General features: G+C 71.4%; 19 protein-coding genes. 11 read left to right on the forward strand and 8 right to left on the reverse strand.

Annotated features, from left to right (window positions below):
• Positions 1-540: 540 nt before the first annotated feature.
• The 4 genes from mmsA to ACQPWW_RS10710 all read left to right on the forward strand — a co-directional run bounded on the left by mmsA (position 541) and on the right by ACQPWW_RS10710 (position 5,914).
• Complete coding sequence (mmsA, locus tag ACQPWW_RS10695) at positions 541-2,088, forward strand: multiple monosaccharide ABC transporter ATP-binding protein (RefSeq protein WP_433131595.1); 1,548 nt, start codon at positions 541-543, stop codon at positions 2,086-2,088.
• Entirely contained in the window at positions 2,085-3,383 is a 1,299-nt protein-coding gene (gene mmsB, locus ACQPWW_RS10700; protein ID WP_433131597.1) for a multiple monosaccharide ABC transporter permease, read from the forward strand. Before mmsA ends, mmsB begins: the two co-directional genes overlap by 4 nt.
• Positions 3,384-3,435: 52 nt before the next feature.
• Positions 3,436-4,539: a substrate-binding domain-containing protein gene (locus ACQPWW_RS10705; RefSeq protein ID WP_433131599.1), complete on the forward strand. Its 1,104-nt coding sequence runs from the start codon at positions 3,436-3,438 to the stop codon at positions 4,537-4,539.
• 112 nt (positions 4,540-4,651) lie between these two features.
• Positions 4,652-5,914, forward strand: coding sequence for an ROK family transcriptional regulator (locus ACQPWW_RS10710; protein WP_433131601.1), 1,263 nt, complete (start codon positions 4,652-4,654; stop codon positions 5,912-5,914).
• 90 nt (positions 5,915-6,004) lie between these two features.
• Here ACQPWW_RS10710 and ACQPWW_RS10715 read toward each other — a convergent pair whose 3' ends face one another.
• The 5 genes from ACQPWW_RS10715 to ACQPWW_RS10735 form a co-directional block, all read right to left on the reverse strand.
• Positions 6,005-6,874: an ALF repeat-containing protein gene (locus tag ACQPWW_RS10715; protein WP_433131604.1), complete on the reverse strand. Its 870-nt coding sequence runs from the start codon at positions 6,872-6,874 to the stop codon at positions 6,005-6,007.
• Between the two features lie 151 nt (positions 6,875-7,025).
• Positions 7,026-8,636, reverse strand: coding sequence for a hypothetical protein (locus ACQPWW_RS10720; protein WP_433131606.1), 1,611 nt, complete (start codon positions 8,634-8,636; stop codon positions 7,026-7,028).
• Between the two features lie 183 nt (positions 8,637-8,819).
• Entirely contained in the window at positions 8,820-9,809 is a 990-nt protein-coding gene (locus ACQPWW_RS10725) for an ABC transporter permease (protein ID WP_433131608.1), read from the reverse strand.
• A complete protein-coding gene (locus tag ACQPWW_RS10730; protein WP_433131610.1) occupies positions 9,806-10,696 on the reverse strand; it encodes an ABC transporter ATP-binding protein in 891 nt (296 codons plus the stop codon). Before ACQPWW_RS10730 ends, ACQPWW_RS10725 begins: the two co-directional genes overlap by 4 nt.
• An 86-nt stretch (positions 10,697-10,782) precedes the next feature.
• Positions 10,783-11,190 carry a GntR family transcriptional regulator gene (locus ACQPWW_RS10735; RefSeq protein WP_433131612.1) on the reverse strand — a complete coding sequence of 136 codons (408 nt, stop codon included), beginning with the start codon at positions 11,188-11,190 and terminating at the stop codon, positions 10,783-10,785.
• Positions 11,191-11,394: 204 nt separating this feature from the next.
• Between ACQPWW_RS10735 and ACQPWW_RS10740 the strand changes: the two genes are divergently transcribed.
• Positions 11,395-12,663, forward strand: a complete 1,269-nt coding sequence (locus ACQPWW_RS10740) for an Nramp family divalent metal transporter (RefSeq protein ID WP_433131614.1) — start codon at positions 11,395-11,397, stop codon at positions 12,661-12,663.
• A 48-nt stretch (positions 12,664-12,711) separates the two neighbouring features.
• On the opposite strand, the gene ACQPWW_RS10745 is transcribed toward ACQPWW_RS10740, so the two are convergent.
• Entirely contained in the window at positions 12,712-12,984 is a 273-nt protein-coding gene (locus tag ACQPWW_RS10745) for a hypothetical protein (protein ID WP_433131615.1), read from the reverse strand.
• 83 nt (positions 12,985-13,067) lie between these two features.
• On the reverse strand, positions 13,068-15,365 hold the full coding sequence (locus tag ACQPWW_RS10750) for a M64 family metallopeptidase (RefSeq protein ID WP_433131617.1): 2,298 nt from the start codon (positions 15,363-15,365) through the stop codon (positions 13,068-13,070).
• Positions 15,366-15,650: 285 nt separating this feature from the next.
• On the opposite strand from ACQPWW_RS10750, the gene ACQPWW_RS10755 reads away from it, so the two are divergent.
• Genes ACQPWW_RS10755 through ACQPWW_RS10770 form a run of 4 tightly spaced genes read left to right on the forward strand, consistent with a single transcriptional unit; the run spans position 15,651 to position 19,651 of the window.
• A complete protein-coding gene (locus ACQPWW_RS10755; protein WP_433131619.1) occupies positions 15,651-16,775 on the forward strand; it encodes a hypothetical protein in 1,125 nt (374 codons plus the stop codon).
• A gap of 31 nt (positions 16,776-16,806) precedes the next feature.
• Entirely contained in the window at positions 16,807-17,856 is a 1,050-nt protein-coding gene (locus ACQPWW_RS10760; protein ID WP_433131621.1) for a nitronate monooxygenase, read from the forward strand.
• 54 nt (positions 17,857-17,910) lie between these two features.
• Positions 17,911-19,008 (forward strand): SRPBCC family protein, encoded by a 1,098-nt coding sequence (locus tag ACQPWW_RS10765; protein WP_433131623.1) that lies wholly within the window; start codon positions 17,911-17,913, stop codon positions 19,006-19,008.
• 13 nt (positions 19,009-19,021) lie between these two features.
• A complete protein-coding gene (locus tag ACQPWW_RS10770; protein ID WP_433131625.1) occupies positions 19,022-19,651 on the forward strand; it encodes a CG0192-related protein in 630 nt (209 codons plus the stop codon).
• Positions 19,652-19,694: 43 nt separating this feature from the next.
• On the opposite strand, the gene ACQPWW_RS10775 is transcribed toward ACQPWW_RS10770, so the two are convergent.
• Complete coding sequence (locus tag ACQPWW_RS10775) at positions 19,695-21,731, reverse strand: glycosyl hydrolase family 28-related protein (protein WP_433131627.1); 2,037 nt, start codon at positions 21,729-21,731, stop codon at positions 19,695-19,697.
• Between the two features lie 221 nt (positions 21,732-21,952).
• Here ACQPWW_RS10775 and ACQPWW_RS10780 point away from each other — a divergent pair, with 221 nt between their 5' ends.
• Together ACQPWW_RS10780 and ACQPWW_RS10785 are read left to right on the forward strand one after the other, a co-directional pair.
• Positions 21,953-23,050, forward strand: coding sequence for an NYN domain-containing protein (locus tag ACQPWW_RS10780; RefSeq protein WP_433131629.1), 1,098 nt, complete (start codon positions 21,953-21,955; stop codon positions 23,048-23,050).
• Positions 23,051-23,098: 48 nt separating this feature from the next.
• Positions 23,099-23,269: a hypothetical protein gene (locus ACQPWW_RS10785; protein WP_433131631.1), complete on the forward strand. Its 171-nt coding sequence runs from the start codon at positions 23,099-23,101 to the stop codon at positions 23,267-23,269.
• Positions 23,270-23,318 lie beyond the last annotated feature (49 nt).

Consider the following 23,318-nt stretch of genomic DNA (forward strand, 5'->3'; position numbering starts at 1 on the left):
TCGGCGCCGGGGCGCGGGACGGGACGGACGGCCCCGATCCGCCCTTAAGGGACGTTAAGTCACGGATCCGTCTCCTGGTGGCGGGCGTGACGCGACGACGATTGTCTATCCGATCCGTCGGCAGAGGTGTGGGTCACACCGTCGGCCGAGGGTCGTCGGGCGGTCGCGGGCGGAGCGCCGGCGGCGCGACCCCATCAAGATCATTCGATGACGGCGAGCGGCCGGCGTAGCATTCCGCTCCCGGGCTGACGCGGATCATGCCTGGTGGCGGGCCTGTCGAGGAGGACCGGAGCCGATCGCGGCGCCGCCCACCATTTGACAACGTTGCCACCGGCAGGCCAAGGTGCCGGGAGGGGCTGCGGAGGCGGCTGTGACAGGCGAAAACTGTGTTTCGTCTATATTGCCGGATTGTTACTTTTTCAACAGTCCCTCGCCTTGCGGATGGCCCTGCGGCCGCAATACGTTGCCGTCAACAACAAAACCAAGTGAAGGTTCAACCTTCCGGAGGCAACCGATGACGTTGGCGAGGTGGTACGAGCGATGAGCAACGTGCCGATCCTCCTTGAGATGCGCTCCATCACCAAGGAGTTCCCCGGAGTCAAGGCCCTCTCCGACGTCAACCTGGTGGTTCGCGCCGGTGAGATCCATGCCATCTGCGGCGAGAACGGTGCGGGCAAGTCCACGCTGATGAAGGTTCTCAGCGGGGTCTACCCGTACGGCAGCTACGACGGCCAGATCGTCTACCAGGGGTCGGAGAGCAAGTTCTCCGACATCCGGGCCAGCGAGAACGCCGGAATCGTGATCATCCACCAGGAGCTCGCGCTCATTCCCGGCATGTCGATCGCCGAGAACATCTTCCTCGGCAACGAACCGCGCAAGCGGGGCGCGATCGACTGGAAGGCCGCGAACCGGATGGCGCTGGACCTGATGGCCCGGGTCGGCCTCCAGGAGGACCCGGACACCCTGATCAAGGACATCGGTGTCGGCAAGCAGCAGCTCGTGGAGATCGCCAAGGCGTTCGCCAAGGACGTGAAGCTGCTCATCCTGGACGAGCCGACGGCCGCGCTGAACGAGGCGGACTCCCGGCACCTGCTGGACCTGCTGCGCGGCTTCCGCTCCCGCGGCATCACCTCGATCATGATCTCGCACAAGCTGAACGAGATCGAGGCGATCGCCGACCAGATCACCATCCTGCGCGACGGCCGGACCGTGGAGACCCTCGACGTCAAGGCGGACGGGGTCGACGAGGACCGGATCGTGCGGGGCATGGTCGGCCGTGAGCTGAGCAGTCGATTCCCGGACCACACCCCGAAGATCGGCGACGTCTTCTTCGAGGTCCGCGACTGGAACGTCCGGCACCCGATCTCCGCCGACCGGCAGGTCTGCAAGAACGAGAGCTTCGTGGTGCGCCGCGGCGAGATCGTCGGCTTCGCCGGCCTGATGGGCGCGGGCCGTACCGAACTGGCGATGAGCGTCTTCGGCCGCTCCTACGGGGTGTTCGAGTCGGGCACCATCATCAAGGACGGCAAGGAGATCGTCCTGAAGTCGGTCGCCGACGCGATCGACAACGGGCTCGCGTACGTCAGCGAGGACCGCAAGGCGATCGGCCTCAACCTCCTCGACGACATCAAGTCGTCGACGGTGGCCGCCAAGCTGTCCAAGATCTCCCACCACGGCGTCCTGAGCCAGGTCGAGGAGTACCAGGCGGCCGAGGCGTACCGCAAGGAGTTGCGGACCAAGGCCCCGACTGTCGACGAGAGCGTCTCCAAGCTCTCCGGCGGCAACCAGCAGAAGGTCGTCCTGGCGAAGTGGATGTTCACCGACCCGGACCTGCTGATCCTCGACGAGCCGACGCGCGGCATCGACGTGGGCGCCAAGTACGAGATCTACGGCATCATCCAGCGGCTCGCCGACCAGGGGAAGGGCGTCGTCGTCATCTCCTCGGAGTTGCCTGAGCTCATCGGGCTCTGCGACCGCATCTACACAGTGTTCGAAGGCACCATCACGGGCGAGATCGCTCGGGCGGACGCCACCCCGGAAAACCTCATGAAGCAGATGACCTCGACGAAGAAGTTGGCCTCCCGATGAGCCGTATCAAGGACCTTCAGAAGAATCTGTTTGGAGGTACGACCTCCAACGCGCGCCAGTTCGGGATGATTTTCACCCTGGTGGCGATCGTCCTGATCTTCCAGATCTGGACCGATGGGCTGACGCTGCGCTCGGACAACCTGATCGCGCTGTTCCAGCAGAACTCGTACATCCTGATCCTGGCCATCGGCATGCTCATGGTGATCGTCGCCGGGCACATCGACCTGTCGGTCGGCTCGGTCGCGGCCTTCACCGGCATCCTGGTCGCCAAGTCGATGACCGAGTGGGATCTGCCCTGGCCCGCCGCCATCGCGTTCGGCCTCGTCATCGGCGCGGTGATCGGCGCCTGGCAGGGCTTCTGGGTGGCGTACATCGGGGTGCCGGCGTTCATCGTCACCCTGGCCGGCATGCTGCTGTTCCGCGGTGGCAACCAGTTCATCGGCAACGCGCAGAGCATCCCGGTGCCGGAGGGCTTCCGGGAGATCGGCTCCGGCTTCCTGCCCGAGTTCGGGCCGGACTTCGGCTACAACAACGCCACGCTGCTGCTCGGTCTGGCCGCGGCGGTGGCCGTGGTGTGGCGCGAGATCCGGGCCCGCAACACCCGTCGGGCGATGGACGCCGACCCGGCGCCGATGTGGGTCTCCATCCTGCGGATGGCCGTCATGGTCGGGGTGATCGCCTTCGCGGCGCTGCGCTTCGCCAGCGGTCGCGTCGGCACCAGCTTCCCGATCTCGGGCATCATCCTGGTGGCGCTGGTCATCGCGTACTCCTTCTACACCCGCAACACGGCCGGCGGCCGGCACATCTACGCCGTGGGCGGCAACGCCCGGGCGGCCGAGCTGTCCGGCGTGAAGCTCAAGCGGGTCAACTTCTTCGTCATGATGAACATGTCCGTCCTGGCCGCGCTGGCCGGCATGATCTTCGTGGCCCGTTCGCAGGCTTCTGGCCCGCAGGACGGCAACGGCTGGGAGCTGGACGCCATCGCCGCGGTCTTCATCGGCGGCGCGGCGGTCGCCGGCGGCATCGGCACCATCAGCGGCTCGATCGTCGGTGGTCTCGTCATGGCCGTGCTCAACAACGGCCTCCAGCTCCAGGGCGTCGGCACCGACAAGGTCCAGATCATCAAGGGCCTGGTCCTGCTGCTGGCCGTCGCGATCGACGTCTACAACAAGAGCCAGGGGCGGTTCTCCATCATCGGGAGCCTGATGCGGCCGTTCCGCCGCGACGACTCCGCCTCGCCCCCCTCACCGCCGGACGCGGAGCGCGAGCCCGCCAAGGCAGCGGTGTCCGGCTGACGGTCACCGACCTCACCACCCCGTTACACATCCAGAAAGGCAAGTCCTCACCATGCGTAAATTCTTCGGCACGTCGGTGGTGGCCATCAGCGCCGCCGCGATGCTGGCCCTCGCTGGCTGCGGCTCCGGCCGTGACGGCGACTCCGACACCAAGGGCGGTGACGCCAAGGGCTTCGCGGCGAACTCGCTGATTGGCGTGGCCCTCCCGGCCAAGACCTCGGAGAACTGGGTCCTCGCCGGTGACCTGTTCACCAACGGCCTCAAGGAGGCCGGTTTCCAGGCTGACGTGCAGTACGCCGGCGCGTCGACCACTGTCGCCGACCAGCAGGCCCAGATCACCGCCATGACCACCAAGGGCGCCAAGGTCATCGTCATCGGCGCGACCGACGCCGCGCAGCTGGCGACCCAGGTCGCCGCGGCGCACGCCGCCGGCGCCAAGGTGATCGCGTACGACCGGCTGATCACCAACACGCCGGACCTCGACTACTACGTCGCGTTCGACAACTTCAAGGTCGGCCAGCTCCAGGGCCAGGCCCTGCTGGACGGCATGAAGGCCAAGAAGCCGAACGGCCCGTACAACATCGAGCTGTTCTCCGGTTCGCCGGACGACAACAACGCCGGTGTCTTCTTCAACGGCGCGATGGACGTGCTCAAGCCGGAGATCGACAAGGGCAACGTCGTCGTCGCCTCGGGTCAGAAGGACGTCAAGCAGACCGCCATCCAGGGCTGGAAGGCCGAGGGTGCGCAGGCCCGCATGGACCAGCTGCTGACCTCGACCTACGGCAACAAGGAGCTGGACGGCGTCCTCTCCCCGAACGACACGCTGGCCCGCGCCATCCTGACCTCGGTCAAGGGCGCCGGCAAGCCGACCCCGATCGTCACCGGCCAGGACTCCGAGGTCGAGTCGGTCAAGTCGATCGTCAAGGGCGAGCAGTACATGACGATCAACAAGGACACCCGCAACCTGGTGAAGGAGACCATCAACATGGTCAAGGCTCTCCAGGCCGGTGACAAGCCGCAGGTGAACGACACCAAGTCGTACAACAACGGCAGCAAGGTCGTCGACACGTTCCTGCTCCCGCCGGTCGCCGTCACCAAGGCGAACGTGGTTGAGGCGTACGCCTCGGACCCGAAGCTCGCGCCGCTCACCAAGTAATCACCGCACGATAGGTAGCAACGCCGATGGGTCCCGGATCTCCTCTTCCGGGACCCATCGTCGTCCTGACGGCCCCGCACCACCCGGCACCGACCCGGAAGGAGGTCTGACCGTGGCAACACCCGTCCGGTCCAGGCCAGCCGGCGTCGGCCGCCACACCGAATCCCCGCTGTCGTCGGTCCCCGGCGCCAGCCAGGAGGAGATCCGGCGGCAGAATCTCGGCGCGGTGCTGCGCTACGTGCACGTGCACGGGCCGACGTCCCGGGCTGAACTGACCAGCCGGCTCGGCCTCAACCGAAGCACCATCGGCGCCCTCTCGGCCGACCTGGTCGCCAGCGGCCTGGTCACCGAGGAGGCACCGACCACAGCCCGCCGCGCCGGCCGGCCCTCACTGGTGGTCAGTCCCCGCTTCGACAGGGTCTACGCGCACGCGTTGAGCATCGACGCGGACCGGCTACGTGCCGCCCGGGTCGGCCTCGGTGGGCAGATCCTCGATCGGCGGGAGATCCCGCGACCCAGTGGCCTCTCGGCTGTCGACGCCGTCGAGCCCCTCGCCGACCTGGTTCGGGACATGGAACGCTCCGTGGCCGCCGACGCGCTGCTGATCGGCGGCGGCGCCGCGGTCACCGACACCACCCGTGACCCGGACGGCCGGATCCGGATCGCCAGCATCGACGAGACGCTCGGCGTCGCACTGGAGGCGGAGTTCAGCGGTCGTCCCGGTTTCGTGGCCGGCGACCTGGCCGACATCGCCGGGCTGGCCGAGCACGTCCGGGGCGTGGCGGTGGGCATCGACGACGTCATCTACCTGCACGGTGACCTCGGCATCAGCGCCGGCATCATCGTCGGTGGCCGACTGGTGATCGGGCACCGCGGTCACAGCGGCAAGGTCGGCCACATGGTCGTCAACCCCAACGGCCTGCCCTGCGGCTGCGGCTCACGCGGCTGCTGGGAGACCGAGATCTCCGAAGCCGCGTTGTTGCGGCACGCGGGCCGCGATCCGAGCGACCGCGCCGCGGTGGCCGAGGTGCTACGCGCGGCGGCGGACGGCGACCGAACCGCCCGCGCCGCCGTCGAACAGGTCGCCGGGTGGCTCGGCTTCGGTGTGGCCAACCTGGTCAACGTGGTCAACCCGGATGCCGTGGTGTTCGGTGGGTCGCTTCGTGACATCTTCACCGCCGGAGCGGACGTCGTCCGCGAGCGGCTGGACACCATGCCGCTGCCGGCCTCCCGCGAGCACCTGCGACTGCGCGCGGCGGCACTCGGCCGCGACGCCGTCCTGATCGGCGCCGCCGAGTTGGCCTTCGACAAACTCCTGGCCGACCCGCTCAACGTCGGCGTCGCGGGCCAGGCCGCGACCACCGAGCCCGCGTAGCCGCGACCGCCCCCGTCGGTGAATTGTGCGGGGCCGGCACCCGAACCCGCCGCCCACAGCCGACGAGGACAATCGACGGCCTCCGTGACGTCAGGCCGATGCCGACGCCGCTGGCTGATACGTGCAGTCGAGCGCACGGGCGACGTACAGGCCGTGGTTCAGATAGGCCAGAAAAGCATCGATGGTCCCGTTGTCGAGCGCCTCCTGTGCGGCTGCCTGCACGTTGGCGCCGGCGTTCGGCATTGTCCGGTTCACCGCGATCCGCAGATCCGTGGACCAGGTGGTCCGCAGGTTCGTCTTGAGGAACGCGCGGAGGTCGTCCGCGGTGCCGTCCAGCCGCGCCTGGAGTCTGCCGGGCAACATGGTCAACGAGTCGGCGACCGCCGCGGCCAGGATCTGGTTGGCCAGCACCCGCACCTCGGTGTCGGAGGCCGTGTCGAGGTCGACTGTGACAAGCTCGCGAATGTCCGCGTACAGCTTGAGGGACCCGGCGTCGAGCGCACGGGCGATGTACAGGCCGTGGTTCAGGTAGGCCAGAAGGGCGTCGATGGTCCCGTTGTCGAGCGCCTCTTGCGCGGCTGCCTGCACGTTGGCGCCGGCGTTCGGCATCGTCTGGTTCACCGCGATCCGCAGGTCCGTGGACCAGGTGGTCCGCAGGTTCGTCGTGAGGAACGCGCGGAGGTCGTCCGCGGTGCCGTCCAGCCGCGCCTGGAGTCTGCCGGGCAACATGGTCAACGAGTCGGCGACCGCCGCGGCCAGGATCTGGTTGGCCAGTACCCGCACCTCGGTGTCGGTGGCGGTGTCGAGGTCGACGGTGACAAGCTCGCGAATGTCCTCGTAGACGACCGCTTGGCAGGATGTGGCGGTGAGCCCGGGCGATCCGGTTTGAGCCGCCGCCGATGTCGCCGGGACCAGGAACGCCAGTGCCAGGAGGACGCTGGCCGTAATCTTCCGTCGCATGTGAACTTGTTGTTCCTTTCACCCTCACGTTCGTGATCGTCAACGCGAAACATACAAGCTGTTCGAGATCCGCGTGGGCCGGTGCGACTGGCCGGCTGACCCGCTCGACGACTGCGCCCCCGGTGGATCGGTCCACCGGGGGCGCGGTCCGTCAGCCTGCCGGCCGCAGCACCCGGCCGGGGCCGGCGGCGTTGTCGGCGGCGGCCTGGCTGCGTTGCGCCCCGGTGACGCAGACGTCGTCGCCGATGAACGCCTCGCGCCAGACGTACCCGGCGACGCAGGTGTGCGGGCCGTACGGTCCGCTGACCCAGCGGCTCGCGGCGACCGCGTTGTCCGCAAGCACCTGGGAGCGGGTCGTGCCGCTGACGCAGACGTAGTCGGACTGGTCGGCGTCGCGCCAGACGTACCCGCTGACGCAGGTGTTCGGGCCGGACACCAGGCGGGCCGGGTTGCGCCGGGACGCGGCGGCGGCGTTGTCGGCGGCGGCCTGGCTGCGTTGCGCCCCGGTGACGCAGACGTCGTCCCCGGCGTACGCCTCGCGCCACACGTAGCCGGAGACGCAGGTGTGCGGGCCGTACGGGCCGTTCACCCAGCGGCTCGGCGCGGCGGCGTTGTCCGCCCACACCTGGCTGCGGGTCGCACCCGTGACACAGACGAGGTCGCCGGCTCGGGCCTCGCGCCAGACGTACCCCTGGAGGCAGCGGTTGACCACGTCGGTGGTCACTGTCACCGACGCGGCGTTGCCGGAGAGCCAGTTCACGCCGATCTGCACGCCGTTGGCGTTGAGCGACTGGGCCGGCCCACCGCCGGGCCCGGTGCGCAGCAGGGTGGGAGTGCCGTCGCGGACCTCGTGCAGCAGCACCGTGTCGGCGGGGATGGCAGCGCTCCAGCCGGTCTTCCGGCGGAACTCGACTGTGTAGTAGTGGAACAGGTCTGCCGGGTCGAACGGGATGCGGATCAGCTGCGGGCCGCTCGCGGCGGGCACCTCCAGCGGGGCCAGGGTGAGGGCACGCGAGCCGACGCCGTCGGCGGCCATGGTGAAGATCCGGTTCTTCGGCAGCCAGCCCAGCTCGTCGCGGTGCGGCCCGTTGAGCCCCACCGCACTGGTGCCGAAGTTCGCCGTGTTGAACGCGTAGATGTGCATGGCGCTCATCTCGTCCCACGGGTCGTCGTACTCGCCCGGTTGGGACCACGGCGCGTTCTGGTAGGTCGTGTCGTTGGAGAACGAGTGGCCCAGGTTGTAGCCGTGCAGCATCTCGTGCGCGGCGAAGCCGACGTTCCAGGCGCCCGGGTCGAGCAGCACCCGGCCGCCGGCCGCGCCGGAATCCACCCAGTCGTTGAGCATGACCGCGATCCGGTTGCCGGCGGGCACCGCGTAGCCGGCGGTCGCCGCCGTGTCCACGCAGCGCTGGATCCGGGTCCACCTGTCGATCGACTGGAACTGCGCCAACGTGTACGGCATCGGGTACCAGCCCCGCACCACCGAGCCGGCCAGCGACACCCGCCCGCCGGACTGGTCGGCGAGGTAGTCCGCCACGCCACCGGTGCCGACCCCGGCCGCGGTGAGGAAGTTGGCGAAGTGCGACGGCGGTTGTGGCTCCGCCGGCTTGTCGCTGAACTTGCACAGCAGCACCGACCAGGCGGTCGCGTTGCGGATGGGGCTGGCCGTCGCCGGTGCGGCCGGCAACGCCACGGCGCCCAACGTGGCGCAGGCGAGCGCCACGGCTGACGCGGCGACCCGACGGAGGATTCTGGACTTCACGTGTGCACTCCCATCTCCGCGACCCGGCCAACCCGGGCCCGGCGTCCACATCGGAGCACTGTGGGTGAGTGAAACGGCACGTTGAGTCGCGTTGGCGACGGGCTGGAATCCGACTTCGCCGGCCAGGGAGCGGACCGGGTGCTCGCCGAGGCCCCCGCCCCCCGACGAGCACCCGTCGCCCGGCTACGCGATCCGGCGCACCCGGCGGATGGCGAGGTAGAGCAGCAGCAGGGCCAGGGCGACGAAGATGCCCGTCTCGATCCCCTGGAACAGCCAGAACCGGTCCGCCGGCTGGTACAGCTGCCAGTTGTACGCGCCCGGCTCGAGTCCCAGTTCCGCGCCGCAGGCCCGGCCGTCCGGCCCCTTGCCACCCGGCGGACACTGGATCCGGCCGCCCTCCGAGATCATCGTGCCGTCGGGGTTCCGGACGCCCTGGGCGAGGATCCAGTCGCCCCGGCTGATCTCCGGCAGCCCTTCCCCCTCGATCGGGAAGGTCTGGGTACGGGCCGGCTGGTAGTGCCGTCGGGCCAGCAGCTCCACCGCCGCCCGGACGCCGATGTAACCGGCGAGGGTGATGCCCATGGCAGGCAGCATCCGCTTCCAGACGGTGCCGGCGAAGACGCCCAGCGCCACGGCGAACAGGGTGTACCCGATCGGGACGACGCCCTGCAGATCGAAGACGATCATGCCGAACCGGCCCTCGTACGCGGCCGTGGTGAGCGGGTCGACCCACCAGGACATGCCCAGCCCGTAGACCGTCGCGAGGACCAGGACGCCCGCGCCCACCAGCCCGAACTTCACAAGTGCCCAGCGGGTGCGGCCGACGCCCTGGGTCCAGACGAAGCGGTGCGTGCCCTGTTCCACCTCGCGCGCGACGAGCGGTGCGCCCCAGAACAGGCCGACCAGCGCCGGCAGGGTGATCAGCAGCACGGCCACCAGGTTGAGGCTGTCGTACCGGTCGCCGAAGCGCCGGAAGCCCGCTTCGCAGGTCTCCCGGGTCGCCTGCGCCACGTCGGCGCTGGCGAGTTGACTGGCACAGTTCGTCAGCCCGAGGTCGGCGAAGGTGTGCCGCATCGCCAGGCCGATCGGCACCAGCAGCGCGGCGAGCGCCGCGAGCGCCAGCAGGGTGTAGAACGCCTGCTTGCGGTGTTGCCGCCAGGTCAACCAGATCATGCCGCCACTCCCCACTCGCTGTGCCTGGTCTGCGTGGTGCCGTCGGCCAGGTAGGCCAGCACGACGTCCTCGAGGCTGACCTCGCGGACCGTCCAGGCCGGGTCGGTGACCGGGCCGTCGGTGCGGACCAGCAGCGTGGACTGCCGGTCGGTGTGGCTGGCCCGGATCACCGCGGCGACGCCCCCGATGACGCCGCCGTCGTGCCGGGGGCCGACCAGTTGGCGGTGCTCGGTGACCAGGTCGTCGACGGCGCCGGTGAGCTGCACCTGGGCGGAGTTGAGCACGATCAGGTAGTCGCAGACCCGTTCCAGGTCGGCCAGCAGGTGCGAGGAGAGCAGGACTGTGGTGCCGGACTCCGCGACGCTGCCCATCAGCGACTGGAGAAACTCCCGGCGGGCCAGGGGGTCGAGGCTGGCCACCGGCTCGTCGAGCAGCAGCAGCCGGGGCTGCTTGGCCAGCGCGAGGGCGAGCGCCACCTGGGCTCGTTGCCCGCCGGAGAGCTTGCCGACCGGCTTGTCCGGTGGGATGCCGAGCTGGGCCAACCGCTGGCGGGCCAGCGTCGCGTCCCACCGCTTGTTCAGCTTGCCGCCGGCGACGACAAGCTCGGCGGCGGTGAAGTCCCGGTAGAGCGGAGTGTCCTGGGCGACGAAGCCGATGTCGGCCAGGCCCTCGGTGTCACCGTAGGGGGATCTGCCGAAGACGCGCACCGTGCCCGCGTCGGGCTTGAGCAGGCCGACGGCCAGGTGCAACAGCGTGCTCTTGCCCGCGCCGTTCGGCCCGACCAGCGCGGCGATCCGGCCGGCCGGCAGGTGCAGCGAGCAGTCCCGCAACGCCCAGGTGCTGCCGTACCGCTTGCCCAGCCGGTCGGCCTCCAAGATCATGTCCATCCTCTGTCCTCTCGATCCGGCTGCGCCCCCGGCTTCGTGGCGGAGCAGCCCTTGCTTCGGTGCCTGGTGGTTCGTTCGCTGCACGCTCAGGCGGGCTCCTTCTGCGGGGCGTCGTCGGCGAGGCTGGCTCGCAGCGTGGTCTCCACCAGGGCGATGACGTCCTCGGCCGAGAGGCCCGCGGCCTGCGCGCGGTGCAACCAGGCGACCAGGTCCTCGCGTAGCTCGGCCTGGTTGGGCAGGGACGCGCCGGCCAGGGTGCGCTGGACGAACGTGCCCACCCCGGGTCGGCCACCGACCAGACCCTCGATCTCCAGTTCCCGGTACGCCTTCAGCACCGTGTTCGGGTTGATCGCCAGTGACTGCGCGACGTCCCGGACCTTCGGCAACTGGTCGCCCGGCGTCAGCAGACCGACGCGCAGCGCCTGCTTCACCTGCTGCACGAGCTGCATGTAGGTGTTCACCTTCGACCGGCTGTCCAACACGAACTCGATCACTCGTGATGATCCTTCCTGTTGTCCTACGACAGTAGGACTAATAGACAGCTTCATCGGTGCTCCCGCTCCTGTCAAGTTCGCGGTGCGTCGCGGTGCACCCGGCGCGTCGGGCCCGGTGGCACCGGCGGGCCAGAGGTTGGCACCAACGGGCCAGCCCAGCGGGAAGGGACCGCCAACCAGTTCGCGGCGGCGTGGAGGTGTTCGATGGTCACCAACGAACTGGCGACGTCGAGAACGACTCCACTACAGGCGGCCCGCTCCCGGGGGCGGGTACGCGGGCGGCTGATCCTGCTCGGCCCGGCGTTCGTCGCCGCCGTCGCGTACGTCGACCCCGGCAACTTCGCCACCAACTCCGCCGCCGGCGCCCGCTACGGCTACCTGCTGGTCTGGGTCGTGGTGGTGGCCAACCTGATGGCGATGCTGGTGCAGACCCTCACCGCCAAGCTGGGCCTGGCCACCGGGCGCAGCCTGCCCGAGCTGTGCCGGGAGCGGCTGCCCCGGCCGCTGAACCGGCTCATGTGGGTGCAGGCCGAGTTGGTCGCCATGGCCACCGACCTGGCCGAGGTGATCGGTGGCGCGGTCGCCCTGTACCTGCTCTTCGGCATCCCGCTGCTGCCCGGCGGGCTCATCATCGGCACGGCGGCGTTCGCCGTGCTCGCCCTGCGCTCGCGCGGGTTCCGCGCCTTCGAGATCGCCATCGCCGTCCTGCTCGGTGTGATCGTGCTGGCCTTCGCCGCCAACCTGCTCGCCTCCGGCTCGGACCCCGGCTCCGCCATGGCCGGTCTGGTGCCTCGGCTCCGGGGCACCGACAGCGTGCTGCTGGCCGCCGGCATCCTGGGCGCCACAGTCATGCCGCACGTCATCTACGTGCATTCCGCACTGACCCGCGACCGCATCCCGGCCGCCGACGACACCGAGCGTCGGATCCTGTTCCGTGGCCAGCGCACCGACGTGCTGCTCGCCCTGAGCGCGGCCGGCGCGGTGAACCTCGCCATGCTGCTGATCGCGGCGGCCAGCTTCCGCGGCGGCGGCCCGGGTGGCGCGGACAGCCTGGAGGGTGTGCACGCCGGGCTCGGCCAGACGATCGGCACCGCTGCGGCGTTCGGGTTCGCCGTCGCTCTGCTGGTCTCCGGGCTGGCCTCCACCAGCGTCGGCACCTACGCCGGCGAGGTGATCATGCAGGGCTTCCTGCGGCGGCGGGTGCCGTTGACGCTGCGCCGGCTGGTCACCCTGCTGCCCGCCCTGGCCGTGCTCGCCATCGGCCTCGACCCCACCCGCGCGCTCGTGCTGTCCCAGGTCATCCTCAGTTTCGGCATCCCGTTCGCGCTGATCCCGGTGGTCGCCTTCACCCGGCGCCGCGACCTGATGGGCAACCTGGTCAACCACCCGCTCACCACCGCCGCCGCGTCGCTGGTGGCCGTGCTGGTGGTCGCGTTGAACGCGTTCCTGCTCTGGCAGGTCGTCCTCGGCTGAGCCGGCTGAGCCGGCTGAGCCGGCCGGTGGTCGGCGACAGCGGGTGGGTCAGGTACGGCGGCCCTCGTCGCGGGTGGGGATCTCCTGGCGCTGTTCGAGGGCGTCGGCCGGATTGGCGTCGGCCGGCAGCGACGTCACCTCCTCGAGCGTGCCCGCCGGGAGGGCGCCCTGCTCGGCCAGGTCCGCCTCGGACGCTTCCGGGTCGACGTCACCCGACACCCGGTCCGGCGGGCCGTAGTCGACGGCGTTCTGCCGCTGCTCGTGGGCGTCCGCCTCCGGGGGAGGAAACGTGTCGCCCTGATCATCCCGGTACGTGCTCATCGGAGCCTCCTGCCCGGCGGGTGTCGACATGCCGCCGGGCCGCTGCCTACCCCGCATCGCGGAACTCAGGCCTCCGCCTTCGATCACGATCCGCTGGCGCGGCAGTGCCCCCAGGTCGCGCCCCGGACCGTCGTCGGGGTGCCGAGATCCACCGGTGCCGGGCCGTCCGCGCAGGTCAGCGCGCCCACCTGGCCGCCGGCGAGGATGGGCGCCGCAGCGGTGCCGGTCAGCGTCAGCGAACCAGCCACCCGCGCCCCCACCACCGTGACGTGGTCGGTGGTGCCGGTCAGCGCCACCGCGCCGCGTACCTCGCTGTGCAGCAGCTCCACGGCGGCGGCGCGGGAGGATGCCAGGCTCCCGGCGATGGTGGACCCCTCGGCGACCAGGGCGGCGCCGGCCGCGACGGTGACCGGACCGGTCACCGTCGCCGCGCGCAGGCAGGTGACGCCGGCGGTGACCGACAGCGGGCCGAGGTGCCGGCCGGTGACCACCCGGGTGCAGGCCGGTGGTGGCGGGATCAGGGTGGCCACGAACGCGCGGGCGGCCCCGATGTTGCCGACCGCGTCGATGCCCCGGTAGTCGATGGTGTGCCGGCCGTACCCGGGGGACCGCTCGACGAACGGGGACACCGACAGGCCGCCCGAGCCGAGGTTGCCGTAGACCAGGCCGTCCACGTCGGTGCCGGTGGCGGTGAACCGGAACGGCGACCGGGCGTCGGTGGGCCAGCCGTAGTAGTTGTGCCACCCGTCGCCGTCGAGCCGGAACTCGGAGGTGACCTGCCCGGTGCCGTCGTCCGTGCCGGTCAACGCCATGGTGAACGGGCCGTTGTACACGTACTCGGTGGGTCGACCCGGCCGGGTCGTGGTGAGCAGCGGCTCGGAGAGGGTGTAGGCGACGTCGGGTCCGGTCGCGTCGACAGTCCAGGTGCGGGTCACCGCCGCCCCGGTCGCCGGGTCGCTGACCCGGGCGGTCAGCCGGTGGGTGCCGCGCGGCAGCCGCAGCGCGCGCAGCTCCACGTCCCGGTCGCTGCCCGTGTCGGCCACCGGTCGGCCGTCGAGCGACCAGCGCACGCGCGGGACCCGATCGGTGGGCTGGCTGGTCCGTACGTACACCACGTCGCGGGAGCCGACCGGTCGATCGGTCGCGGTGGACTCGGTGATCGCGAGCGGCTGCGCCACCGGCGGGGTGCGCACAGCGGTGTCCACCGTCCAGGTCCGGGTCTGGGTCAGCGACGGCGAGCGGCGCACCGCCGGGTCGCGGACGAACTCCGTCGGGTCGGTCACCGTGGCGGTGACCGTGTGCCGGCCGGGCTTCAGGCGCAGCGTCCGCAGATCCAGGTGGCGGGCGTTACCGGTACGCGGCACCGACCGGCCGTCCACCGACCACGTCACTGTCAACGCGTGGCTCACCGGGTGCAGGGTGTCCACCCAGAGCAGCCGGTCCGGGCCGACCGGCTGGTCGGTGGCCGTGCCGCCCTGGACGATGCCGACCCGGCCCGCGATCCGCTCGGTCATCCGCTCCCGACCGACCTGGTCGAAGTAGAAGCCCAGCGACTTCATCATCGAGTGCCGGCTGGGCCGCCACACCCCGCGCTGGAGATACAGGCCGCCCTCGTAGCGGCCGATCGTGCCGCCCGCCTCGCTCGGCTCACCCAGCCAGCGCCACCACTTGGCGTGGGTGTCGCGCAGCTGCCGCTCGGTCAGCACCGTGTGGTGCGCCGAGTCCGGTTCCGGTCCGTCGTACGTGTCGCCGGGCACCCCACGGCCGTAGTAGTCGTACTCGTCCTGCAAACCGCCGAGCGAGTGCCCCAACTCGTGCGGGCTGATCAGCGCGGAGAGCGCGTTGCCGCCGGAGGCGGTGGCGTTGCTGCCGCCCGCCCCACCGTAGGTGCCGCTGTTGGCCAGGGCGATCAGTTGCCGGTTGCCCGGGTTGGTGCCGACGGCGAGGTCGGCGTACGCGTTCGCGGCGACGCCGTCGACGGTGAGCAGGCGTTGCACGCTGTCCGGGTTGCAGCCACCCCAGAAACCCATGTCGAGCACGGTGTCGCGCTGCGGGGCGGACAGGTCGGGGTCGCAGTCCACCCCGGACTCGGGCGAGACGATCTCGACCGCGTAGACGTTGAAGTAGCTGCGGTAGGACTTGAACGGCTCGATCGTCCACAGGGTGTTCAGGTGCCGGTCCACGTGTGACCGGAAGGTGGGCAGGTCGGCCTCGGTGTAGCCGTCACCCAGCAGCACCAGGTTGAACCGTTCCGCCGGATCACCGGTGACCTGGATCGGCACCACTGTGGCGGTGTCCACCGGTGCGGCGGTGGCCGGTGTGGCGACCGTCAGCCCCGCCGCGACGAGCGCCGCGACGCACAACCCCGCTCTGATCCGCACCCCGCGCCCCTTCCGACGTGCCGGGCGGCCGGACGGCGTCGGACGTCGGACGCCGGCGGCGCGCCGTCGTCCGGGTCAGCCGGACCGCTGTCACCTCGGACCGTACCGGGGTCCGGGCCGACACGTAAGCCTGCGCCGCCGCCACGGTGGCACCAGCCCGCGCTGGACCCCCACCGCCGCCCGGAACCCGCGGGTGGCAACGTCCCCGCGCTGACCCCGCCGGTGGCCCGGATCGGCCAGGATGGGCAGGTGGCCGGGGCGCGGCCGCGACGAGGAGGGTGGGCGATGCGGGTACGCGGGCGGTTGACCTGGGGACGGCGTGCCCGTGCGGGTGTGGCGCTGGCGGCGCTGCTCGCCGGCGCGGCGGCGCCGGCCGTCGCGCTGACGCCGGCAGCGGCGGCGGGTGCGGGGGCGGGTGCGGCGGCGGCCGGGACGCCGGTGTGCCAGGTGCGCGACGACCGGCTCCGCGAGATCTCCGGGATGGTCGCCACCGACGACGGGTACGTCATGATCAACGACGGTGCCGACGACGAGGCCCGCCGCCGGATCTTCTTCCTCGACCAGCGCTGCGCGGTGGTCCGGGCGGTGGCCTTCCCGTCCCGCCCGCGCGACACCGAGGACCTGGCCATCGGTCGTGACGGCACCGTCTGGGTCGCCGACATCGGCGACAACGACCACTCCCGGCCGACGATCGCCGTCTGGCGGCTCGCTCCCGGGGCGGACGAGCCGGTGCTGCACCGGATGACCTACCCGGACCGCCCGCACGACGCGGAGGCGTTGCTGCTCGACGCGTCCGATCGGCCGCTGATCATCACCAAGGGCGGCAGCGGCACCGTCTTCCTGTATTCCCCGACCGCAGCGCTGCGGTCGGGCGCGACGACGCCGCTGGCCTCGGTCGGCCAGGTGACCCTGCCGACGACAAGCACCAGCAACCCGTTCTCGTTCCTCGGGCGCGGCGTGATCACCGGAGCGGCGAGCGCACCGGACGGGCGTCGGGTGGCGCTGCGCAGCTACGCCGACGCCTTCGAGTACGACGTGCCCGATGGCGACGTGGTCCGCGCGCTGACCACCGGCACCCCGCGGATCACCCCGTTGCCGGACGAGCCCCAGGGTGAGTCGGTCACCTACAGTCGCGACGGCCGGTCGTTGCTCACCGTCTCCGAGTCCGCCGACCAGCCGGCGGGCACCCGTCCGACGATCCTGCGCTACCCGGCCACTGACGGACCGGCCACCGCCGCGCGCCCGACGGGGTCCGCCGCTTCGGCGTTGCCCACCCTCGTCCGTCCGATCGCCGAGGACACCACCGGCCCGGGTGGCCGGATCTGGCTGCTGGCGGGCGGCGCCGGAACGGTGGTGGCGCTGCTCGGCCTGGCCGGCGTGCTGCGCTGGCGGCACACGACGCGCCGGTGAGCGGACGCCGGCGGTGCGGCAGGATGGTGGAATGTCCGTGCTGTCCTCGTTGCGTCACCCGATCGTCGCGGCCCCGATGGCGGGTGGCCCGTCCACGCCAGCGCTGGCGGCAGCCGTCTCCGCCGCCGGTGGACTGGGCTTCCTGGCCGCCGGGATGATCGACACCGAGCGGCTGGCCGCTGACGTCGCGGAGGTCCGCGCGCGCACCGACCGGCCGTTCGGCGTCAACGTCTTCCTGCCCGACCCCGGCGGCATCGACGACGCCGCCGTCCGGGCGTACGCCGAGCGGCTCGCCCCGCAGGCCGCCGAGCGCGGGGTGAGCCTGGGCGAGCCGGTCGGCGGCGACGACGCGTACCCGGAGAAGCTGGCCGCGCTGCTCGCGGACCCGGTCCCGGTCGTGTCCTTCGTGTTCGGGCTGCCGGACCGGGCGGCGGTGCTCGCCCTGCGTGAGCGGGGCACCGAGGTGTGGGCCACCGTCACCCGCCCGGACGCCGCGACTGCCGCCGCCGACCTGGGCGTGGACGCGGTGGTGGTGCAGGGCACCGAGGCCGGTGGGCATCGGGGTGGTCTGCCGGACGACGACGACTACGCGTTGTTGCCGTTGCTCCGGTTGGCCGCCGCCCGCTGTGACCGGCCTCTGGTGGCCGCGGGCGGCATCGTCGACGGTCCCGCGCTGGCCGCCGTGCTGACTGCCGGCGCCGCCGCCGCGCAGCTCGGCACGGCCTTTCTGCGCTGCCCGGAGGCGGGCACTTCGCCGATGCACCGGACGGCGGTGGCCGGGGCCGCGCCGACCGCGCTGACCCGGTCGTACACCGGCAAACGGGCCCGGGGCGTGGCCAACGACTTCCTGCGCCGGCACGACGCGTCGGCGCCGACCGGTTACCCCCAGGTGCTTCACCTGACGCGTCCGCTGCTGGCCGCCGCCCGGCGCGACGGGGACGCGTCGGTCGCGAACCTGTGGGCGGGGCAGGCGCACCCCCTCGCGCGGGACCTGCCGGCAGCCGAGGTGGTCACCGAGCTGAGCGCCGACGCCCGAGCCGCGTTGGCGGCGGTCGTCGAGCGGTCGACACGCTGGAGCTGACCGGTGGCCTCGGGCCGGCGGCACGGCCGACCGGCAAACCCGTAGAGTCTCGCCGTGATCGAGATCGGTGCGCAGGTCGACCTGTCCTACCCGCCCGACCGGGTCTGGCTCGCACTGACCGATCGGAAGCTGCTCGGACGGTGGTTCGCCGAGGCCGACACGGTCGAGGGCGTGGCGGACCGACTGCTGCTGCACACTGCCGAGTTGCCCGGCTTCGAGGCCAACGTCGAGGTCGAGGTGACCGAGCGGCAGGAGCCGACGCTCCTCGTGCTGGCCTGCGACGAGGCCGGCCGGCTCAGTGAGCTGACCTGTGCGGTCACGGCCACCAGCCAGGGCTGCCGGCTGGAGGTGCGGGAGGTCACGACGCACGGCGCGTGGTCCGCCGACCAGCACGACCCCCGCGAGCAGCAGCTGCGCCAGGCGCTCACCGTACGACTGCCGGCCATCCTCGACTGGCTCGCGTTCCAGCAGGTCGACCTGCGCCGTGTCGACGGCGGGATGACCACCGAGCTGCCGCTGATCGGCGCGCTCGGCACGTCCGGACGCGCCCGCCGTCGGCGTCGCACAGTGGTCGCGGTGGTCGCCGGTGCCGCGCTGCTGGCGGGAACGGCCGCCTGGATCACGTTGCCGCCCGAGGCGACGCCCACCGCCGCCCCGGCATCGACAGCCGCGCCGTCGCCGTCCGTGACGGCCGGCAAGACCGCCGCCGCGCCGTCGGCGACCTCCTCCGCGCGCCCGTCGCGGAGCGGCTCACCGTCGGCGACCACCCGCCCGAGCCGGACGCCGTCGGCGACGCCCCCGAGCCCGAACGCGTCCGCCGCGCCACCCCCGCCGCCAGCGCCAGCGGTGGTGGCCCGGTACGAGACCGCCTCCAGCCGGCTGTTCGGCTACACGGGTGAGGTAGTGCTCGACAACCCGAGCGGCGCAGCGGCGGCGGACTGGGCCGTGGTCGTCACTCTCGGCGAGGGCACCACTGTCGACGACGTCGACGGCGCGGACTGGCGACAGAACGGACGGGCGATCACCTTCACCGGAGCCGCCCTGGCAGCAGGGGAGTCCCGGACGATCAGCTTCGACGTCCGCGACAGCCGGCCGAAGGCCCGGGGACCGGAAAGCTGCACGATCGACGGGCAACCCTGCGCGGGTCTCTGACTAGGCTGCCGGCATGGCACTGCTGCACAAGGCGACCCTGCGCCCCACGAAGCTCGACCTGCTGGCGACCTGGCTTCCCGACCGACAGTGGTTCGCCGGGTCCACCGGCGTCGAGCTGGTGAGCCGAGGCGCCTACCGCTTCGACGATCCGGCCGGCGAGGTCGGCATCGAATCCCTGCTGGTCAGCACCCCTGACGGGCCGGTCCATCACGTTCCGCTCACCTATCGGGCCGCGCCCCTCGACGGCGCGGACGCCTGGCTGGTCGGCACCACCGAGCACTCGGTGCTCGGCCGGCGCTGGGTGTACGACGGCTGCGTCGACCAGGTGTACGCCGCCGCGCTCGCCCACGCCATCCGCACCGGCTCCGGCCAGGCGGAGCAGTACTTCGAGGTGGACGGTCGGCGTCAGGTGCGCGAGCCGAACATGACGATCACCGTCAGCGGCGCCGTGGACGCCGACGCGGACCCGGTCGGCGCCGTACGCCGGGTGGTCGACGAGGACAGCACCCTCGTCGTCACCGACACCGTCGAACTTGTCGTCGTCCGCCGCCCCGGCGGCGCCGACGCCGCCGGGGCCGCCCTGCTGGGCAGGTGGCCCGGGCAGCCGACGAGCGTGCCGCTGGCGTACCTCCGGGCGCGGTGAGCGTGGCGGTGGGCGGCCCGACGAGGCGGGCCGCCCACCGCGTTCACCACTGCGCCGGAGGCGGGGGCGGCGACACCGGCGGCCGGTCGTCGCAGGTGATGGTGTTGGGCAGCAGCCACGGCGCGAGCCAACCGCCGTCGTTGCCGCCGAGGTCGGTCACCGTGAACTCCGAACCGGCCGGGGTGAAGTGGAACGAACCGCAGTTGTTGACCCCCACCGCGCCCACGTTGCGGGCGTCCACGTTGGCGAACGAGGCGGACCCGGCCGAGCGGGCGCTGACCACCGAGGTGCCGGCGCCGTCGACCCGGATGTCCCGGAACCGCACGTTGGAGATCGAGTAGAGGTCCTTCACCGGCCAGTCGCTGACCAGCATGATCGCGTTGTAGGTGTTGTCGAGGTACGCGTCGCCGGTCACCTCGATGGCCGCGTCGATGCTGCGGTCCAGGGCGAAGAACCAGATGGCGCCCAGCCCGATGTTCCAGTTCAACTCGTACGTGCCGGCGCGGGCGGTGGTGTTGTCGGTGATCCGCAGGTGCCCGGTGAAGGGCTCCGCGCCGAAGCGGGCCCCGACGTGGATGCCGCTGCCCTCGCGGACGGGGTCGGCGACGAGGTTGTGCGAGACGGTGGTGTCCGTACCGCCGTAGATGGCGATGCCGTTGGCCAGCGTCGGTGACTGCACGGTGTTGTGGTCGAAGGTGTTGCGCGCGTTCGCCGTCTTCTCCGACCACATCGCCAGACCGTCGTCGCCGGTGTTGCGGACGAAGGTGTGCGCCACGAGGGAGTCGGTCACGCCGGTGTGGAAGTTGAGCGCGTCGGCGATCTGGTCGACGACGATGGTGTTGGTGACCCGGACGTTGCGCATCGGCCCGTCGAACCACAGGCCGGCCTTGGTGTGGTGCAGGTACAGGCCGTCGATTGTGGAGTCGTTCATCGCCCCGCCGATCGCGTTGACCTGGTCGGTGTCGATGCGCTCCCGGACGTCTCCCTCGATGGTGAAGCCGGAGAGGTGGACGTTGCGGCTGCCGCCGTCGGCGGCGTCCCGGCCGTAGAACCCGACGCCGGTGTGCACCGAACCGTCCGGCGCGGGCGTGGGCAGGGCGACCTCACGGCCCTTGATGACGGTGTGCCAGTTGCCGGCGCCCTCGATCGTCACGTCGTCGACGATGATGTGCCGGTTGACCTGGTAGGTGCCCGGCGGGACGTAGACCGTGAGGTGGGCGCGCCGGGCGAAGGCGATGGCCCGGTCCAGCGCGTCGGCGGAGTCCCGCCGGCCGGTGGGGTCGGCGCCGAAGGCGAGCACGTTCGCCGCGAGCAGCCGGACGCGCGGCGGCGCGACCAGTTCGGAGTCGAGCAGGTCGATGACGGTCCAGGCGGCGGCGCTGCCGGTCGGCGCGGTCAGGCGGATCCGGTCACCGGCCCGGTAGGTGCGCCCGAGCAGCAGTCGCTGCTCGTCGTAGAAGTGGGTGGGCCGGAACGGCGTGCTGATGCTCGGGTACGGCGTGGTGGCCGCCGGCACGCACTGGCACTCGGTGATCCACCAGTCCGGGTGCAGCAGCCCGGCCTGCGGGTCGTTGGTGAACGGGTACTGGTTGTAGAGCCACGAGTACTGCGAGGTCAGCGTCATGGTGCGCGCGTGCCTGCCGTTGGCGTCGACGCGCAGCGGAGCGGTGATCCCGCCGCCCTGCGGCGCGTCCGGGATGCTGTACCGCACGCTTATCGCGTTCGCCGCGCTGGGCAGGACGAACTCCACGTACTCACCGGGGGTGAGCCGGACCGCCCGGCGGCCGGAGGCCTCGGCGGGCAGCGTGTAGGCCGACCGGTCGGGGCCGATGATCTCGCCGTTGGTGCGGGCGTTCTCCGCCTCCTGTTCGACGAAGTCGACGTCGGCGCCGCGCCCGGCGACCAGCGCCGGGTCGAGGGCGGCGCGGGTGACCACCGGCCGTGTGCCGGCGGGCGCGGATGGACCGGCGACGGCCACGGTGGGCACGGCGACCAGCACGGCGAGCCCCGCCGCGAGCGCCACGGCGGCGCCGGCAGGTCGGCCGGGGCGTCCCCGGGCCGGCAGGATGCTGCGAATCATCGGTGACCCTCCTGGGTGGGTGGTGGTGGAGGTCCGCCCGGCGCGTCCCCCGACGCCCGACATTGATCGTCATGATGCAGCACCGACCATCGCACTGCAAGACGACAATCGAAGAACGAAAATTGACGACCATAAGACCGCAAGAAATGAACGATTGGCGAGTTGAGGTGTCGCGCTTCGCCTGCGCCCGGACCGCCCCCGGCCGGCGTACCCTGGGCCGCGTGGATCAAGAAGACCGGATCGCCCTGTTCCTCGACTACGAGAACCTCGCGTTGGGGGCGCGCGATCACCGTGGCGGCGCGGACTTCGACTTCCGGCCGATCGCCGACGCGCTCGCCGAGCGGGGTCGGGTGGTGGTCCGGCGCGCGTACGCCGACTGGTCCTACTTCGACGAGGACCGCCGGATGCTCACCCGGTCCCACGTCGAGCTGATCGAGATCCCGCAGCGGATGGGGGCGTCCCGCAAGAACGCCGCGGACATCAAGATGGCTGTCGACGCGATCGAGTTGGCGTTCGAGCGCGACTACATCTCCACGTTCGTGATCTGCAGTGGCGACAGCGACTTCACCCCTCTCGTGCACAAGCTTCGCGAGCTGAACAAGCGGGTCATCGGTGTCGGGGTCGAGGGGTCGACGTCGGCGCTGCTCCCGCCGGCGTGCGACGAGTTCCTCTACTACGACCGGCTCGAAGGTGTGGACATCCCGCCAACGCGCGGCCGGCGCGGTCGTCCGACCCGGCAGGCCGGCCCGGACCAGCGCCCGCCCGAGCCGGAGCTCGAGCGGGAACCGGAGCCGGAGGTGGGCCGTCGACCCGCCGGCGAGGAGCCCGGACGGGACGTGGACGCGCTCGCCGTGCTTGTCGCCCAGACGGTGGCCGGCTTGCAGGGCAGCGCCAACGGTGAGGTCACCGCGTCCCGGCTCAAGCGCACCCTGTTGCGCAAGGACCCGACGTTCAGCGAGTCCGACTACGGGTTCCGCACCTTCGGTGAGCTGCTGCGGCACCTCGCCGAGCAGACCGTGATCGAGTTGGCCGAAGGCCCCGCGAAGGGCGACCCCGAGGTCTCGCTGCCCGAGCACGGCGACCGGGAGGTCGCGTTCGGCCTGCTCCGTGGCGTGGTCGCGGAGCTCGGCAGCAGCGGCAACCCGGTGGCGCTGTCCGGGCTGAAGAACCAGCTGCGGCGGGCCCGCCCCGACTTCAGCGAGAAGAAGCTCGGATACCGCAGCTTCCTGCAGTTCTGCAAGGCCGCCGCCACCGGCGGCGTTGTCGACCTGCGGTGGAGTCCCGAAGCTGACGACTACCTGCTGACCACCCAGGGCTGACCGCCACGCCAGGCGCGCCCGGCGTCTCATGGGCAGGTGAGGGTCGTCATGCCGGGACGTGGCGAACGGCCGCTCGTCGGCCGCGACGACGAGCTGAAAATCATCGCGCTACCGCCGCCGTTCACGCCCGGTGACATTCAGATCACGGCCGCCGCACCCCGGCCCGGCAGGCCACGAGGCGTTGGCGACACCCTGGCCGGCGTGCTCAGCGGCATGTAAGCGCACCCTGATTGGTCGGTCAGGACGGGGAGGATCTGCCGTTGCGGTT

Origin of the sequence: Micromonospora sp. CA-240977, assembly GCF_050942285.1 — a bacterium.
In the GTDB taxonomy this organism is placed as follows: Bacteria; Actinomycetota; Actinomycetes; order Mycobacteriales; family Micromonosporaceae; genus Micromonospora.

Coding starts and splice junctions, on each gene's coding strand:
- ACQPWW_RS10770 (WP_433131625.1), top strand. CDS start 19,022: ATGGCACTGCTGCACAAGGCGACCCTGCGCCCCACGAAGCTCGACCTG.
- ACQPWW_RS10740 (WP_433131614.1), top strand. CDS start 11,395: ATGGTCACCAACGAACTGGCGACGTCGAGAACGACTCCACTACAGGCG.
- ACQPWW_RS10705 (WP_433131599.1), top strand. CDS start 3,436: ATGCGTAAATTCTTCGGCACGTCGGTGGTGGCCATCAGCGCCGCCGCG.
- ACQPWW_RS10785 (WP_433131631.1), top strand. CDS start 23,099: ATGCCGGGACGTGGCGAACGGCCGCTCGTCGGCCGCGACGACGAGCTG.
- ACQPWW_RS10745 (WP_433131615.1), bottom strand. CDS start 12,984: ATGAGCACGTACCGGGATGATCAGGGCGACACGTTTCCTCCCCCGGAG.
- ACQPWW_RS10715 (WP_433131604.1), bottom strand. CDS start 6,874: ATGCGACGGAAGATTACGGCCAGCGTCCTCCTGGCACTGGCGTTCCTG.
- ACQPWW_RS10755 (WP_433131619.1), top strand. CDS start 15,651: ATGCGGGTACGCGGGCGGTTGACCTGGGGACGGCGTGCCCGTGCGGGT.
- ACQPWW_RS10725 (WP_433131608.1), bottom strand. CDS start 9,809: ATGATCTGGTTGACCTGGCGGCAACACCGCAAGCAGGCGTTCTACACC.
- ACQPWW_RS10730 (WP_433131610.1), bottom strand. CDS start 10,696: ATGGACATGATCTTGGAGGCCGACCGGCTGGGCAAGCGGTACGGCAGC.
- ACQPWW_RS10760 (WP_433131621.1), top strand. CDS start 16,807: ATGTCCGTGCTGTCCTCGTTGCGTCACCCGATCGTCGCGGCCCCGATG.
- ACQPWW_RS10775 (WP_433131627.1), bottom strand. CDS start 21,731: ATGATTCGCAGCATCCTGCCGGCCCGGGGACGCCCCGGCCGACCTGCC.
- mmsA (WP_433131595.1), top strand. CDS start 541: ATGAGCAACGTGCCGATCCTCCTTGAGATGCGCTCCATCACCAAGGAG.
- mmsB (WP_433131597.1), top strand. CDS start 2,085: ATGAGCCGTATCAAGGACCTTCAGAAGAATCTGTTTGGAGGTACGACC.